Consider the following 16324-nt stretch of genomic DNA (forward strand, 5'->3'; position numbering starts at 1 on the left):
ATTTCAGGTAAATCCGTATGTTGCTGGCGCGATTCACCTCTGCGCTACTATTTGAATATTTGTTAAGATTGTTGGGCTTTAGTCGTTTTAGTGAACATACAATCGCTCTACTCACAAAGATGCAGGGAAAGTGTTATGAAAACGTTAGGTGAATTTATTGTCGAAAAGCAGCACGAGTTCTCTCATGCTACGGGTGAACTCACTGCTTTGCTGTCGGCAATAAAGCTGGGCGCTAAGATCATCCACCGTGATATCAACAAGGCCGGTCTGGTCGATATCCTGGGTGCCAGCGGTGCCGAGAACGTTCAGGGCGAGGTTCAGCAGAAACTCGATCTGTTCGCAAATGAAAAACTGAAAGCTGCACTGCGCGCGCGCGACATCGTTGCGGGTATCGCCTCCGAAGAAGAAGATGAAATTGTTGTATTCGAAGGGTGTGAACACGCGAAATACGTCGTACTGATGGATCCGCTCGACGGCTCCTCCAACATCGACGTTAACGTTTCTGTCGGTACCATTTTCTCCATCTACCGCCGCGTCACGCCTGTTGGTACGCCGGTAACCGAGGAAGATTTCCTGCAGCCAGGCAGTAACCAGGTTGCGGCCGGTTACGTCGTTTATGGCTCGTCCACCATGCTGGTCTACACCACCGGATGCGGGGTTCACGCCTTTACCTACGATCCGTCGCTGGGCGTCTTCTGCCTGTGCCAGGAACGTATGCGCTTCCCGGAGAAAGGCAGCACTTACTCCATCAACGAAGGCAACTACATCAAGTTCCCGAACGGCGTGAAGAAGTACATCAAATTCTGCCAGGAAGAAGATAAAGCGACCCAGCGCCCTTACACGTCCCGCTACATTGGCTCTCTGGTCGCGGATTTCCACCGTAACCTGCTGAAGGGCGGTATCTACCTCTACCCAAGCACCGCCAGCCACCCGGACGGGAAGCTGCGCCTGCTGTACGAATGCAACCCGATGGCGTTCCTGGCCGAACAGGCGGGCGGCAAGGCGAGCGACGGTAAACAGCGTATTCTGGACATCGTGCCGGAAAGCCTTCACCAGCGTCGTTCGTTCTTCGTTGGCAACAACCATATGGTTGAAGACGTTGAACGTTTTATCCGTGAGTATCCGGACGCGTAATATCTCTCCCGGGGAGCCAGTCTGGCTCCCCAACACATTTATATATTTTACCGTATAAGTGTTTATAAAAATCACGCTTTAATCTTCACCCCTGCTCCTGCATTATTTCCATAACAGTTTGACATTTATTTCCTGGAGCAGAATTGCAATGAAAAATTATTCCCGGGCTAATACCGGCATTGATTTAAATCTTATCCCTGTATTTATTGAAGTCGTCCGCTGCGGCAGTATGGCAAAAGCCTCTTTGCGCCTGGAGATGTCACGTCCTGCGGTGAGCCTGGCGTTGAAGCGTTTTAATCAACTGTTTGATGAGCCGTTATTTTTCCGCAAAGGTTTATATCTCGAGCCGACTGAAAAAGCGTTAGCGTTAACCAGCTCGCTGGAATTATTAATGGGTGATATTCACGATAATATTGCGGCGGTAAATTCCGCGAGAAATAAAGCCCCGGCACAGAACGCATCGGGGCTGGGAAATATTAAGCCGCAGTCTGAGCCGTCACTTTAAATGATGACATGGCTTCCATCAGCTGACGCGACTGCTCCTCAAGGGAGCGGGTCGCGGCGGAGGATTGCTGCACTAGCGCCGCATTCTGCTGCGCGGTTTCATCCATCTGGTTCACCGCAATATTCACCTGCTCGATGCCGCGGCTCTGCTCCTGAGACGCGGTGGCAATTTCGCGCATCAGTTTGGTCATGCGCAGCACTTCGGTGGCAATCTCATCCATCGTTTCACCCGCCTGCTGGGCCAGCTCGCTGCCCTCGTTAACGTGGGCCTGCGAATCGCCGATCAGAGAGCGGATCTCTTTCGCCGCGTCGGCGCTGCGGCTGGCAAGGTTGCGGACTTCACCCGCGACCACGGCAAACCCGCGCCCCTGCTCGCCCGCGCGCGCCGCTTCCACGGAGGCGTTAAGCGCCAGAATGTTGGTCTGGAAGGCAATACCGTCAATCACGCTCAGGATGTCGGCGATGCGCGCCGAACTGCCGGAGATATCGCGCATTTTTTCAATCACGTAGCAGACCATTTCGCTGCCGTGATCGGCGGTGTCGGAAACAGACTTCGCCAGCTGGTGCGCCTGCTCGGCGTTGTCGGCGTTAAGCTTCACCGTGGCGGTGATCTGCTCCATGCTGGCGGCGGTCTGCTCCAGCGACGTGGCGGTGGATTCGGTGCGCTCGGCAAGATCCCGGTTCCCCGCCGTCAACTCTCGGCTGCCGGTATCAATTTGCGAGCTGGCATCGCGAACCCGCAGAACCGAGCTCATCAGCGACTGACGCATCTCCTCTATCGCCGCGTTGAGGCGGTTAAACTCCTGGCTCGCCGGGGCATTCAGCGTGTGGGTTAAATCGCCCGCCGCCACGTTCTCCAGCTGCGCAATGGAGGCCGACAGCGGCTTGAGCAGCATATGGCGCAGCGCCAGCCAGGCGAGCGCGATAATGCCCGCCGTCAGCAGCGCGGCGACAATAATCAGGATCAGCACGCGGGTTTTACTCGCCTGCACGGCGCTCACTTCCGCCTGACCTCGCGCTTCGCTCCATTTCTGAAACGCCTGCATGTCGTTATCGAACTGCTTCGCCACCGGAATCAGCGTGTTCTCCAGCAGATCGTAATAGCTGTCCGCGCTCTGGTCATTCAGGGTTTTCAGCATCGGGCCGATCCCCTGCTGGTTATACGTCGCCAGGCTGGCCGCGACTTTGTCGAGGAGCTGCTGCCCCTGTTCGTCAGCCACGCCGCCGTCAATCACGCCTTTTAACGTTTTCCGGGCCAGGGCGACTTCCTGATTGATGTTTTTTACCGCTTTGGCCGCATCGTCCAGCATGCCGATTTCCATCATGCGGACGGCCTGACCCGCCTCATTGCGTGCGCGCAGGATCAGCGTATAGCCGGTGTTCAGCTGCACCATCTGCTCACCCTGAAGGTGATTAATGCGCTGCAGTGAGGAAGAACTCTGTGTGAGGGCATAAATGCCGATGCCGCTGACAATCAGCAGCAGAAGGGTCATAACGGCCAGTAAAGAGAGCAAGCCGGTACGAATCGATAGCGTTTTAAGCATGATATTATTTCCGGTAGCGAGATATTTCTGGGCATAAAAGAAGATTATCGGCCGCTACCGGAAAATGTTTAGACTTTAAGCAAATTCAGTGTGTTATCGCTCTGTTACCGATGTGTTTACGCGGGTAACAGGCGAGCTTTGACGGTTCTCCCAGAGCACCGTCAGCCCCCGCTGCAGGGCAATAAAAATAAACAGCAGAATGCCGATGGCGATCTTCGTCCACCACGAGCTGAGCGTGCCGTCAAAGTTGATATAGGTTTGTATCAGCCCCTGAATCGCGACGCCGAACAGCGTCCCCAGCACCGTCCCTACCCCGCCGCTGAGCAGCGTGCCGCCGATAACCACCGAGGCAATCGCATCCAGTTCCACGCCGACGCCTGCAAGGGCATAGCCCGCCTGGGTATACACCGAGAAGACAATACCCGCCAGCGTTGCCAGGCCGGTCGAAAGCATATAGATGCGGATGGTGGTGCTGCGGGTTGAGATCCCCATCAGGTTGGCCGACGTGGCGTTGCCGCCAATGGCGTATACCTGATTGCCGAACCGGGTGCGGTGGGCAAGGAAAATACCAATCACCACCACGCCCAGCATCAGCAGCCCCATCGCACTTAAACGCCCGCCGCCGGGAATTTTCCACGCCAGGCTGGAGAGCGTGTCATACACCGGATGGTTAATCGGAATCGACTCCTCAGAAACCAGATAACTTACGCCGCGCAGGAAAAACATCCCGGCCAGCGTGATGATAAAGGCCGGAATTTTCAGCGCGTCGATCAGCAGCCCCATAAAGGCGCCAAACGCGCAGCCCATCACCAGCACCAGCGGAAATGCCACCAGCGGCGAGATGCCCCAAAAGCCGATCGCCTTCGCAAGGAATACCCCCGTGAACGCGATCACCGAGCCAACTGAGAGATCGATCCCGCCGGAGAGGATCACAAAGGTCATGCCGACGGCGATAATGCCTAAAAAGGCGTTGTCCGTCAGAATGTTGCAGATCACGCGCGTTGAGGCAAAACCGGGGAACTGCGTGAGGCAGTAGAGATACCCCAGCACAAACACGCCCAGCGTGATCATTAACGGTAAATTACGTTTTATCATGGCCACGGATCCCCTTAATGATGCTGACAAAGCGCGGCGACTGGACGATCAGCACGCAGAGTACAACTACCGCCTTTACCACCTGGTTGAGTTCCGGCTGGAATCCCGAGAGCAGGATCCCGGTGTTCATGCCCTGAATGATCAGCGCGCCGATCACCGAGAGCAGCAGGTTAAAGCGCCCGCCCATCAGCGACCCGCCGCCGATCACCACCGCGAGGATCGCATCCAGCTCCAGCCAGAGCCCGGCGTTATTGGCATCGGCCCCGCGAATATCGGCGGCGACGATGACACCAGCAATGGCGGCGCAGACGCCGCTCAGCACGTAGGTCAGCATCACCATCAGGCGGGTGTTGACCCCGGCGTTGCGCGCGGCGCGAATGTTGATCCCCACCGCCTCAATAAACATGCCGAGTGCCGTTTTGCGGGTGAAGAGCCAAAAGACAACAAGCGTGACCAGGGCAATAATCACTGGCGTCGGGAAGAACAGAAGGTTGCCGCTGCCAAGCCATGCCAGGCTCGGAGAGTTGAAGGTAACAATCTGCCCCGAGGTGATCAGCTGTGCGACCCCGCGCCCGGCCACCATCAGGATCAGCGTAGCGACAAAGGGCTGAATTTTCAGCACCGCCACCAGAATGCCGTTCCATAGTCCGGCCAGCACGCCGGTGCCTAAGGCCGCCAGCAGTACCACCGGCAGGCTGTGACCGGCCACGGTCATTGAGGCTGCCGTGGCCCCGGCGATAGCCATCACCGCGCCGACGGAGAGATCTATTCCGCCGGTGGCGATCACCAGCGTCATCCCAATCGCCAGCAGCGCCACGGGCGCGGCGCGGTTTAAAATATCGATCGGGCTGCCAAACAGGCGGCCATCCTGAACAATAATCTGGAAGAAATGCGGTGCGACAAGGCTATCTACCAGCAGCACCACCAGCAGCGCTGCAATTTGCGGCGTGCCGGTTGGCCAGCTAAAGCGGCGCTTTGACTCACCGGTTTGCGAAAGCGAACGGGACATCACGATTCACTCCTTACGCCGCGATGGCATTCATGATTGCCGGAACGGACAGTTTATCCAGCGGGATCTCTGCCACCTGTTTGCGATCGCGCATAATGATGACGCGATCGGCATAGCCCACCAGCTCCTCCAGCTCGGATGAGATAACCAGCAGGGCCAGCCCGTCCGCACAGAGCGTTTCGATAAGCCGGATAATTTCGGCGTGCGCGCCCACGTCGATACCGCGCGTCGGCTCGTCAAGGATCAGGAACTGCGGTTTGGTCAGTAGCCAGCGGGAGAGCAGCACCTTCTGCTGGTTACCGCCGGAGAGAAATTCAATCGGCTGTTCCGCACTCGGGGTGCGGATGCCGAGCTGGCGAATAAAGCGCTCGGCGATGGCGTTTTGCTCTTTACGAGGGATCGGGCGTAGCCAGCCGCGCTGGGCCTGCAGGGCCAGGATGATATTTTCCCGCACCGAGGCGGCGGCAATGATGCCGTCCGTTTTCCGGTCTTCCGGGCAGAAGCCAACGCCCAGACAGGAGGCCTGATGCGGCGATCGCAGGGTTTGCGGTTTGCCCTTGATCAGCGCGGTGCCGCTGTCGGCAGGCTTGATCCCGAAGATCACCTCGGCGGTTTCGGTTCGGCCCGAGCCTAGCAGGCCCGCCAGCCCGACAATTTCGCCGGGACGCACCTCAAGGTTAAACGGCGATATCACGCCTTTCTTGCCGTAATCGCTGAACGCGGCAACCGGTTTTTCGCTCAGCAACGTGCGGCCCGCGCGCTGGAGCGCGTTGGTTTCCAGCTCGCGGCCCAGCATCATTTTCACCAGCTCGATCTGCGGCAGCTCGCGGGTTTCGCGGCAGCCGACAAAGCTGCCGTTGCGCAGCACCGTAATGCGGTCGCTCACCTCATACACCTGATCGAGAAAGTGCGTGACGAAGATCAGGCTCACGCCCTGATCGCGCAGCTGGCGCATCAGGGTGAAGAGCATCTCCACTTCCTGGGTATCGAGGCTGGCGGTGGGTTCATCGAGGATCAGCACCTTCGCAGAGAGATCGATCGCGCGACAGATGGCGACGATCTGCTGCATCGCCACGGAAAAGCGGTTCAGCGGCTCACGAACGTCGAGGGAGAAGCCGTAGGACTCCATCAGCTTCGTGGCGCGCGCCTCCATCTCTTTGCGGCGCAGCAGGCCAAAGCGGCGTGGCTCGCGGCCAATAAACAGGTTGTCCGCCACCGACATATTCGGCAGCAGGTTCACTTCCTGGTAAACCGTCCCGATCCCCAGCTGCTGGGCGTGGGCGGTATTTTTTGGCGAAATGGCGTTGCCTTCCAGCCAGATGGTGCCGCGATCGGCGTAATAAACGCCGGTCAGCGATTTAATCAGCGTCGATTTTCCCGCGCCGTTCTCGCCCAGCAGCGCCATGATCTCACCGCGCCGCAGGCTGAAATCAACGCTATCCAGCGCCTTTACGCCGGGGAAGAATTTACTCAAGCCCTCTGTGCGGAGGATTTCCTGGTGTTGTTCAGTTTTCATATTCATGTCCCCGGCACGTTCCCGTAGGCCGGGTAAGCGCAGCGCCACCCGGCAATTTCACTGGATCAGTAGCCCATATTTTTCTTCTTCTCTAACTCTTCTTTCGCTGTATCAGGCAGGTAGAGCGTGGACTTGGTGACGGTCACCTTCTCAGGCATCGTTCCGTCTTTCTTGAATTTCTCCAGCGCGTCGAATGCCGGGCCCGCCATGTTCGGCGTCAGCTCGACGCTGGCATTGGCTTCACCGTCGATCATCGCTTTGTAGATGTCCGGCACGCCGTCGATAGAGCCGGTGAGGATATCTTTGCCCGGCTTCAGGCCCGCTTCTTTAATCGCCTGAATCGCACCGATCGCCATGTCATCGTTGTGGGCGTAAACCATACAGATATTCTTGCCGTTGTTTTCAGCCTTGATAAAGCTCTCCATAACCTCTTTACCCTTACTGCGGGTAAAGTCGCCGGACTGGGAGCGGATAATCTTGATGTTTGGCGCTTTGGCAATAGCCTCAGCAAACCCTTTCTTACGGTCGATGGCCACGCTCGCGCCGACGGTGCCCTGCAGTTCAACGACGTTACACGGCTTGCCGTCGACCTGTTTAATCAGCCAGTCGCCAATTAACTGCCCTTCAAGCACGTTATTCGCGGTGACGGTGGTCATATAGAGAGATTTGTCTTTAACATCGATGGAACGGTCGAGCAGGAAGACCGGAATTTCAGCGTCTTTCGCTTCCTTCAGAACCGGTTCCCAGCCGGTCGCCACCACTGGCGCAATAAAGATGGCATCCACGCCCTGGGCGATAAACGAGCGCACGGCTTTGATCTGGTTTTCCTGCTTTTGCTGACCATCGGCGATTTTCAGGGTAATGCCGCGTTTCTGAGCCTCGCTTTTCGCAACGTTGGTTTCCGCCGCACGCCAGCCGGATTCAGAGCCAACTTGCGAAAAACCTACGGTTAAGGGAGCGGCCATCGCCATAGACGACATGGCTGCCGAAACTGCTGTGACAAGAAGTAAGCGCTTCCACATATGAGCGTCCTCGTAGGGGTGTTTATTGTTGGTTAAAAGATGTTCTGCGAAATGACTATAGCCAATGAAATATGTAACGAATTGCGTTACATCACACTTCAGGAAAGTGAATAAAATGTTAATCACAAGTTTGTAATCGCTTTCATTTCACCATTAAAAATGCGGCTGTGTTTATGGATTTTCCTGTCATGGAAACGGTCTGAAAAGTGGGTCTTGCGGGGAGAGAAAGCGAAAAGAGGCGGAGACATTCAGCGTGAGTTGGCTATAATACCTGCCACTTGTTTACCATCCATTTTAAAGGACACCGACATGAGCTTACTCAACGTCCCAGCGGGTAAAGAACTGCCAGAAGACATCTACGTTGTTATTGAAATCCCGGCCAATGCAGATCCAATCAAATACGAAATCGACAAAGACACCGGTGCGCTGTTCGTTGACCGTTTCATGTCTACCGCCATGTTCTATCCGTGCAACTACGGCTACATCAACCACACCCTGTCTCTGGACGGTGACCCGGTTGACGTGCTGGTTCCAACGCCATACCCACTGCAGCCAGGCTCCGTCATTCGCTGCCGTCCTGTTGGCGTGCTGAAGATGACTGACGAAGCGGGTGAAGATGCGAAGCTGGTTGCGGTACCGCACACCAAGCTGAGCAAAGAGTACGATCACATTAAAGATGTGAATGACCTGCCAGAGCTGCTGAAAGCGCAGATCGCCCACTTCTTCGAGCACTACAAAGACCTCGAAAAAGGTAAATGGGTTAAGGTTGACGGCTGGGACAACGCAGAAGCGGCGAAAGCAGAAATCATCGCCTCCTTCGAACGCGCTGCTAAGAAGTAATTCTTACTGTCGATTGATGAAAGCCCCGCATACTGGGGCTTTTTTTATCTTTGTTAAAAGCAGCATACATTAGCTTTTAAGATAAATCCCATTCCATTTGGCTTTCATGTTAATACAACAAAGACACCCTCTCATTTATGGTGGGAGTGGTTGAATAGGCTGTCAATTAATCACATACTGTCATAATGAGCATTAATCCCCATTGATTACAGGATTCATGTGTCATCCATTAACATTGATGTTGCCCGCCCAACTGGAATTTACTTTATTATTGAAAGGCTATATTCCCGCGATGGACTTATGCCTTCCGTTGGGGAAATCAGCCCCTCTTTGACACAGGTACACCGCACTGTCATTCAGCTAAAACGCAAGCAAGATATGTTTATGGATGGTGTTAAGGTTACCCCAAAAGATATTACACTTTGGCAACAGATAAAATATCTTACGGGCTCGAAAGTAACGACCAAAGATACAGATACGTTAGTGTATACGACTGATTTTATCGGCTCTCTTGTAGCCACTACACCTTTAGGCAATATTGAGCATGAAAATATTCCTCGCTTCCTCACGACAGAGTCTATTCACTCCCTTCCTCAGGCGGTGAGCTATGGGCGTGATCCCATCCCACAGGTCCTTCTTTATGGTCGTAAGGATATTGTCTTCTTTATGGACAATGGTGGTAAAGGAACGCCAACCGCTATTGCAAAATATAATCACAACAATCGTGACCTTGCCATAATCAAAGATCAGCTGGAGGCCAGTAAAACGATGAAGGAACTGCTTTCTAAGGGAGCAAAATTATGAGTAAGAAAATCCATATCGTAAGTCTACTCGTCATTATTATTGCCTCCTTTATCTTTGGCAGAAGTACGTATACTCAATATCTGGCATGGTATTATGGAAGCGATAATTTAATATTCAGCGAAATAAACAGCTCCTTACTATCCAGTTTATTTAACGGGCTTTACTTCGCTCTTTCAGCAAGTATTATTTATACGTTACTCACTCTATTAAAAAGAATTCCAGCGAATATTGTCACTTCTTGTCTGCTTCAGTTCTGTATTAACATCGGGCTATATACGCTTTTTGTTGCAGTAGATAGAGGATATAGTAAATTACATACTTTAAGCTCGGGTGCTACTGATATCACCCACAGCTATTTTTTAGGAGCGTTGCTGACGAGCACGCTTCTGACCGTCGCGATCGTGAGCGTTATACATGCTAAGTTTCTTTCTTCAAAGCATAAAGATGGGCTACATAAAGGCGTTTGACTGTTACGGCAAAGACAGCAAATGGCAGTATCTCTGCATCCTGACATTCCAACTTGCCTGGTTTTTGTTTTACTTATGGATCCCTTATCGAAGCGATTATGCGATTTTGCTGTTTTTACTGTTTTTCCTGCCCGTCATATCAAGCAATACGCGGTGCATAAACTACTATGGCCGTTCACGCGCCTTGTGTTTTTTATGGCTTATTGCCCCATACATCATGCTGTTCGTTCCTCTTTTTTTAACCCGACGCAGGGATACAGAAGAGAATTGAAAGTGAAAAAAACAACGCCACCTCACGGTGGCGTTGTCGTTTTTCAGTACTGGTCTCTGTCTAACCAGTTACCGCTTACAATCCGCGTTAACCCGTCGACCGGACGCTGGTAGACATACATCCACGCGCTTCCGTACGGTGTCTGGATCAACTGGCGAGCGTATTCACCGCCCCTGGTGCGCAAGGCATCAAGTTCGGCAAGTGTAGCATTATCAATACGATAAACTTCACCCTGTACTGTTCCTTCGCCGGGAACCGCGCCTGGATAGTGGCCCAGGCTGTACAACTGGTAGTTCTCGATATTGTAATTCCCCAGTAGCTGGGCATTGGTCATCCAGTGACTGTTGCCTTGCCTGGTTCGTAAACTGCCGTAGACAAATATTCGCATTGCTAAAACTCAAACTGATAGAGCAGATCAAGTGCCTGGTCTACGCCGGACACTGCTTCCAGATATAGCTTAGGCATCAGGCGATAGCGTAACGTGAGTGTTGCCAGTGAGTCAAAGATCCCCACACCATATTTTACCTGCAGACCCGGCAGTACATAGCCGCTGACCACCACCTGCGAGGAGTCACCCACGCCCTGGGTGTCCAGCGCCAGATTGCTTACGCCGAACGTCTCGCCGATTTTACCCACAACCTGCCCACTTTGTGCAACCCCCAGACCGACCAACATTGAGGTCATCGCCGCACTGTCGCTTTGTCCGCTGTCCAGACCTTGTCCGCGCAGCAGATAAGAGAGGGCTTCCTGCTGCGACATCGCCGGGTCGGAGAAGATCTCCGCCTTCGGTTCGTCGGCAGAGCCGGTGACGCGTACGCCAGCAATGACGTCGTTTTCCGTCGCTTCCGGGTTACGAATCGCTTCGATGTTCAACAGCGGTTGATCCGGTGGGCCGGAGAACAGCAGCTCGCCTTTACGGACAATCAGATCCTGACCATAGGCATGGAAACGCCCTTCAGGAATATTGATCTGCCCATTGAGGCCAAGCCCTTGTTTATCCTGCGCCACTTTCAGGTCGCCCGTGAGCCTCGCCTTCAGCCCAAACGCATCCAACCGCACGTTATTTCCCACGTGCACGATAAGGTTACTATTAATCGGTATACCAGCGCTCTTCTCTTCGGCAGGTTTCAGATTTTCATTGAGCATAACTTCATCACTGGAGACGCCGACCGCGCTTTCCGGCACCTCGTGAACCACGATGCGCGCCCACGGCACGTCCACGCGACCATCCAGGGTGAAGAGGCTTGGCGTCGCCTCAAAGACCACGTCCGGCGAGACGTCCAGGCGCACCATTGGCGGTACGGTGATGCGCACCTTACTGCCTTTCGCGGCAATACGGGCGCGCCAGTTGTCGAGCTGGCTCCAGTCCGCGTCGCCGCTCAGGTTGATTTGCCCCTGCTGAGTTAATACCGAGCCGTTCAGCGTCGAGCTCATGCCGTTGAAGTTCATCGCAATCTGGCTGGGCTGCATATCAAACGGCATGAAGTTACCGTCGATATCCACACCGCTGAGCCGCAGCTGACCGAACAGCTGAGGGCTTTGCGCGTTGCCTGCCAGACGCAGGTTGGCATTCACCATGCCCTCGGCTTTTTCCCCGCGGGCGAAGATCGGGTTGACCATCGCCAGGTTGAAGTTACGAATATTGACGTTGCCGCCCAGATTGCGCCGCCCCTGCGGATCGGTAATCTGTATCTGCCCGTCCATCTGGCCGTTGTTGGTCAGACGGATAAGCCACCCCAGCTCCGCACGGTTGTTATGCAGGTCTGCACTCACATTCAGGGTGTCGAAGGCCACCGGCAGCGGCGCGTCGTTCACCTCCTGCGTTACCTTCACGTTGCGCCCGGAAAGCGTGACGCTGCCCTGCGGCAGCCCCTCTTTGGTGGTATCCCAGGCGACATCGGCTTTCCCGCTGAAGACGCCGCTGGCCTGCGTGGTGTCCGGCATAAACGGTTTCAGCATCGCCAGATCGAAGCGGTTCAGGTTGATCTGCGCGCGCCCTTCCGCCCCCGCATCAATGGTCTGCGGCACGCACAGCTCCGCGTTCGGGTTGGTCCAGCAGTGAGGCCCGATGCTGATCTTCTGCTCGGCGTTGCGGTAGTCCAGCGCAATGGAGCGCGACAGCGCCAGCGGCCCCACCGGGGTGTTGAAGCGGGTGTTGTCCAGCGTTCCTTTCCAGCGCGTTTCCTTCCGGTCGAAGCTGCCGGTCAGGTGAAGCTGGCCGGAGACGGGCTCGCCCTGCACGCGCAGCTGGAGGTCGTGCTGCTTCTCGTTCCCTTTGGCGTCCAGAGTCACCAGGCTAATGTTCACGTCCGGCTGGGAAATGCGCTCCACGCGCAGGTTCAGGTTGCCGCCGATCTGATCGGTGGATTTCACATCCCCTTCCACGCGGACGCGGGCAATGCTCAGCTCCTGCCAGCGCAGATTGTTGGCGGTGATATCTGCCAGCAGCTGCGGCGCGTCCACGGTGCCGCGCACTTTCAGGAGTCCTTTCGCCGTACCGCCCAGACCCGGCAGGGCGTTATCCAGATTCGGCGCGTCGATGGTGGCGTCAAGATTGAGATCTTTTACCCCCAGCTCGCCTTTGATATCCGCCGTGTTGCGGCCCAGCGCCACGTGCAGTCCCGGGATAATCCACTGCAGGTAGCTGTTGCCCTTCACCGAGCCTTCAACATTCACCTTGTTCTGCTTCACGTTCCCGGTGAGCTTGATTTCCGGCACGTCCATCTGCCACGTGCCGCCGTAGAGGCTGCCGCGGGTTTTGATCAGCCCGTCCAGCTTCGACGGCCAGTCCGGCACCTCTTTGGCGGTGTTAATTCCCGTCAGCTTCAGCTCGCCGCGCCAGCTGATCGCCTGCTGCCAGTCGAGCAGCGCGGTCAGTTCCGTTTTGCCTTCCAGCGCCGCGACGGTCAGCTTGTCGAGGTTAACCTGCTGTTCGTTGCCTTTTGCATCCAGCGTGATGGTCGCGGGCGGCACGCCCTGCCCCTTCACCGCAGTGCGGAACGAGAGCGTGTAGTCGGTCATCTTGCCGCTCAGCTTCAGCTTCAGATCGTCGGCCTGATACTGTTTTTCGCCGGTAAACGGCCAGTAAAGCTGCTTGCTGACAACCTCCAGATTGAGCGGCAGCCCAGCTTCCGCCAGCTGGGTTTGCGCGCGCAGGGCCATGTCTACCGGGCCGGAGAGATTCACCCCGATATCCAGCTTCTCGCGCAGCGCCCCGCCCACTTTAACCTTCACTTTTTCGCCCTTCAGCGGGTCGATATTCAGGGCGCTATTGAGGGTGATATCCACCGGCCAGCTGTCGCGCAGCAGGGCGTTGCCTGACGCGTTCACCGAGCCCTGGTTGGTATCGATATCCAGCGCGTCGAGCTTCATGTTGCCGTCAATGCTGCTGACTTTCAGCAGCATGTTAAAGACCGTCAGATCGGTGTCGCCGGTCAGGCGCAGCTGCTCGCCTTTGAACTCCTCAATGTTGAGGTTCAGTGGCAGATGCACGTCGGTCATTTCAGGCAGGACAGGCTTCGAGAAGAGTTCTTTCAGCGTTTCGCCCAGCGGCTTCTCTTCCGGCTGCGGGTTCTGGATCTTCGGTTCGACGATCTCTTCCTGCGCCACGTCCGCCACTTTCGGCAGCGCGATCAGCAACCCTTGCAGCGAGGTTGGCGTCAGGGTGAGGTTTTTCTCCTGCCAGCGCAGGCCGGAGGTGAAATCCATCACCGAAACGGTGGTGTCGTCGATTTTGATATTGACGTTATCGAGCGCCACCCGATAGAGCGCAATCGGGTACGGCGTGGAGAGATTCAGCGGGCCGCTGTCCTCTTCCTCAACCGGCGCAGACTTCGGCATTTTCTTTGAGTCTATCGCCACGTTGACGTCTTTTAGCGACAGATCGTTCACGCAGAGCTTGCTGTCCCGCAGGCAGCCCAGCTTCACCGCGAGATGGAATTCCCCGGCGTTGACCGCCACGCCCGGCTGCTCGTAGCGGATGTTCTTCAGACGCAGGTCTCGCCAGCCGCCCGTTACCTGACCAATTTCCAGCCCCGGCACCCAACGGTTCGCGGCGTTAAACAGCAGATGCAGCCCGGTCGTCGTTCCCACCAGAAACGCCACCGTACCGAGCAGCAGCACGATAAAAATCAGCACCCCGAGGCTTATTTTCTTCCATAAACTCATAATTCAGGCCCCAGACCGATGTAAAACTGTAATCCGTGTTCATCTTTGTCGCCCACCGGCACGGCGAAATCGAGCTTGATGGGCCCGACGGGTGATTGCCAGCGTACGCCCACGCCTGCACCGGTTTTAAAGTCGCTGCGGCGGATATCGTTCACCGCTTCACCGCCGTCAACAAACATGGCGCCCCACCACTTGCCGCTGACGTTGTACTGATACTCCAGCGATCCGGTCGCCAGTTTGGATGCCCCGGTCAGCTGGCCTTTTTCGTTTTCAGGTGAGATCGATTTGTACTTATACCCGCGAATGCTGCGGTCGCCCCCGGCGAAGAAGCGCAGGTCCGGCGGAACGCGCTCGAAATCACCCGTCTCAATCCAGCCGAGATTGCCGCGCATCACAAAGCGGTGTTTGTCATACAGCGTGCGGATCCAGACGTTTTGCGCCTGCACCACCGTGAAGTCGACGTCAGAGCCCCACATCGTATTGGAGTAGTCGATAGAGTAACGCTGTGAATCACCCCAGGTTGGCATCAGGCCGCCGCGCGAACGGGTGCGGCTGATCATCACGCCCGGATAAAGCAGCATAGTGGTGTTGGTGACGTTTGCCTGGGTAAAGTGATCAAGGCTCCAGCGCAGGTTAATGGCGCGCTGCCAGCCGCTGGAGAGATCCCAGAAGCGTGAAACCGCAAGCGTTGTCGAGTCCTGCTCGGTATCGTTCAAATCGGTACGCTTAAAGCCGCCCTGCACCAGGTAATATTGCTCAAGCGGGTTTTTCAGCAGCGGAATTTTATAGCTGAAATCAAGCTGCTGTTCCGGTGCGGAAATGCTGGCGCTGGTGGTCAGGCTGTGGCCGTAGGAGTTCATCCACGGCTTTTTCCAGGAGGTCTTCACGCGCGGACCGACGTCTGTCGAGTAGCCAACACCGGTCTCAATGGTGTTCTCGGTGCGCGGCGAGACAACGCCATGCAGCGGCAACACCTTGGTTTTGCGAGACTTATCAAATTCCGGTGCGACAACCACGGAGTTAAACCAGCCGGTAGCGGAGAGGCGACGGTTCAGCTCCGCCAGATCGCTCGACTGGTAGTAATCGCCTTTTTTAAACGGCACGAGGTTTTGCAGATACTCTTCACGAATTTGCGAACCTTCAAACGTTACATCGCCAAAGCGGTAGCGTTCGCCGCTGTCGTAGTCAATATCCCAGAAGGCCTGACGTCGCTCCAGCGCGATGCCCAGCTGGCTTTTATTGAACTGGCTGTCGAAGTAGCCCTTGCGCAGGGAGACACTCGTCAGCTCTTTTTTGAAGTGGTCGTAGTCACCGTGGTTGAGCACGGTGCCGATTTTCGGCCGCGTGCTGAGCAGGTCCAGGTAGTCGCGGTCGGTACGCGCGCCGCCGCGCAGGATGACGTTCGTGCCGCCAATCAGCACCGGCTCGCCCGGCGAGACGCGGGCAATAAGCACCTGACGCCCCTTCTTTGGCGGCGGGCGGAGATCGAAATCAATGGTGGGTTCGTAATACCCCAGCGCTTTTAGCCCTTCACGGATCGCGTCATCCACGCGCGCGCGAAAACGCCGGTCCGGCGTCACCTCATCGCTCTGGATGGTCGACAGCTGCGCACGCACGTTTTTTTCCAGCGTCCCGGATAACCCCTCAACCTGCAAACGGACATTCGCCGCGCTGGCAACCCCGCTTGTCAGCAATACACTGACTAAACATAACTGGCGGATTTTTGTCACGTTTTCTCCTGAATATCCCTTTTCCACCCTGGAAGCAAATGAAGCGCCGCCGTGCGGCAAAATACGGCCTGGAAGCCAAAAACCCAAATCGTGGGTTGAAAACGGGTGTAACACCCAAATATTTCTTATGATTAAATCTAGTCTCATTCAGCGCATTTATTGTGTTCAATTAAACGCTTCGTGACAACCTTAACCGAAACATCGCACCCCGGGAGGCCCCA

General features: G+C 55.6%; 13 protein-coding genes. 5 read left to right on the forward strand and 8 right to left on the reverse strand.

What is annotated here, in order from left to right; genetic code table 11:
- Positions 1-135: 135 nt before the first annotated feature.
- The gene (gene fbp / locus A6013_RS12665; RefSeq protein WP_028015293.1) at positions 136-1134 is read left to right on the forward strand and encodes a class 1 fructose-bisphosphatase; all 999 of its coding nucleotides are present in this window, start codon (positions 136-138) and stop codon (positions 1132-1134) included.
- Positions 1135-1282: 148 nt separating this feature from the next.
- Positions 1283-1639 (forward strand): LysR family transcriptional regulator, encoded by a 357-nt coding sequence (locus A6013_RS12670; RefSeq protein WP_049138563.1) that lies wholly within the window; start codon positions 1283-1285, stop codon positions 1637-1639.
- Here A6013_RS12670 and A6013_RS12675 read toward each other — a convergent pair.
- From A6013_RS12675 to ytfQ, 5 genes are all read right to left on the reverse strand, one after another.
- Complete coding sequence (locus A6013_RS12675; RefSeq protein WP_045631253.1) at positions 1611-3182, reverse strand: methyl-accepting chemotaxis protein; 1572 nt, start codon at positions 3180-3182, stop codon at positions 1611-1613. The two genes, A6013_RS12670 and A6013_RS12675, sit on opposite strands and share 29 nt — an antisense overlap.
- 93 nt (positions 3183-3275) lie before the next feature.
- Positions 3276-4277, reverse strand: coding sequence for a galactofuranose ABC transporter, permease protein YjfF (gene yjfF / locus A6013_RS12680; protein ID WP_021240694.1), 1002 nt, complete (start codon positions 4275-4277; stop codon positions 3276-3278).
- Positions 4264-5289 (reverse strand): galactofuranose ABC transporter, ATP-binding protein YtfT, encoded by a 1026-nt coding sequence (ytfT, locus tag A6013_RS12685; protein ID WP_162196517.1) that lies wholly within the window; start codon positions 5287-5289, stop codon positions 4264-4266. Before ytfT ends, yjfF begins: the two co-directional genes overlap by 14 nt.
- A gap of 10 nt (positions 5290-5299) precedes the next feature.
- Positions 5300-6802 (reverse strand): galactofuranose ABC transporter, ATP-binding protein YtfR, encoded by a 1503-nt coding sequence (gene ytfR / locus A6013_RS12690; protein WP_069733215.1) that lies wholly within the window; start codon positions 6800-6802, stop codon positions 5300-5302.
- 65 nt (positions 6803-6867) lie between these two features.
- On the reverse strand, positions 6868-7824 hold the full coding sequence (ytfQ, locus tag A6013_RS12695) for a galactofuranose ABC transporter substrate-binding protein YtfQ (RefSeq protein WP_021240696.1): 957 nt from the start codon (positions 7822-7824) through the stop codon (positions 6868-6870).
- Positions 7825-8133: 309 nt separating this feature from the next.
- Here ytfQ and ppa point away from each other — a divergent pair, with 309 nt between their 5' ends.
- The 3 genes from ppa (at position 8134) to A6013_RS12710 (ending at position 9935) form a co-directional block, all read left to right on the forward strand.
- Positions 8134-8664, forward strand: a complete 531-nt coding sequence (gene ppa / locus A6013_RS12700; RefSeq protein WP_041911466.1) for an inorganic diphosphatase — start codon at positions 8134-8136, stop codon at positions 8662-8664.
- A gap of 219 nt (positions 8665-8883) precedes the next feature.
- On the forward strand, positions 8884-9468 hold the full coding sequence (locus A6013_RS12705; RefSeq protein ID WP_028015288.1) for a hypothetical protein: 585 nt from the start codon (positions 8884-8886) through the stop codon (positions 9466-9468).
- Positions 9465-9935 carry a hypothetical protein gene (locus A6013_RS12710; protein WP_047366994.1) on the forward strand — a complete coding sequence of 157 codons (471 nt, stop codon included), beginning with the start codon at positions 9465-9467 and terminating at the stop codon, positions 9933-9935. Before A6013_RS12705 ends, A6013_RS12710 begins: the two co-directional genes overlap by 4 nt.
- A 314-nt stretch (positions 9936-10249) precedes the next feature.
- Here A6013_RS12710 and A6013_RS12720 read toward each other — a convergent pair whose 3' ends face one another.
- The 3 genes from A6013_RS12720 to tamA are packed head-to-tail and all read right to left on the reverse strand — an operon-like array spanning position 10250 to position 16103.
- Entirely contained in the window at positions 10250-10594 is a 345-nt protein-coding gene (locus A6013_RS12720) for a gamma-glutamylcyclotransferase (protein ID WP_008501424.1), read from the reverse strand.
- A 2-nt stretch (positions 10595-10596) separates the two neighbouring features.
- Positions 10597-14373, reverse strand: a complete 3777-nt coding sequence (gene tamB, locus A6013_RS12725; protein ID WP_069733188.1) for an autotransporter assembly complex protein TamB — start codon at positions 14371-14373, stop codon at positions 10597-10599.
- Complete coding sequence (gene tamA, locus A6013_RS12730) at positions 14370-16103, reverse strand: autotransporter assembly complex protein TamA (protein WP_045259622.1); 1734 nt, start codon at positions 16101-16103, stop codon at positions 14370-14372. The genes tamB and tamA overlap by 4 nt, the downstream gene beginning before the upstream one ends.
- Between the last annotated feature and the right edge of the window lie 221 nt (positions 16104-16324).

Origin of the sequence: Enterobacter sp. IF2SW-B1, assembly GCF_001743375.1 — a bacterium.
GTDB lineage: Bacteria > Pseudomonadota > Gammaproteobacteria > Enterobacterales > Enterobacteriaceae > Enterobacter > Enterobacter bugandensis.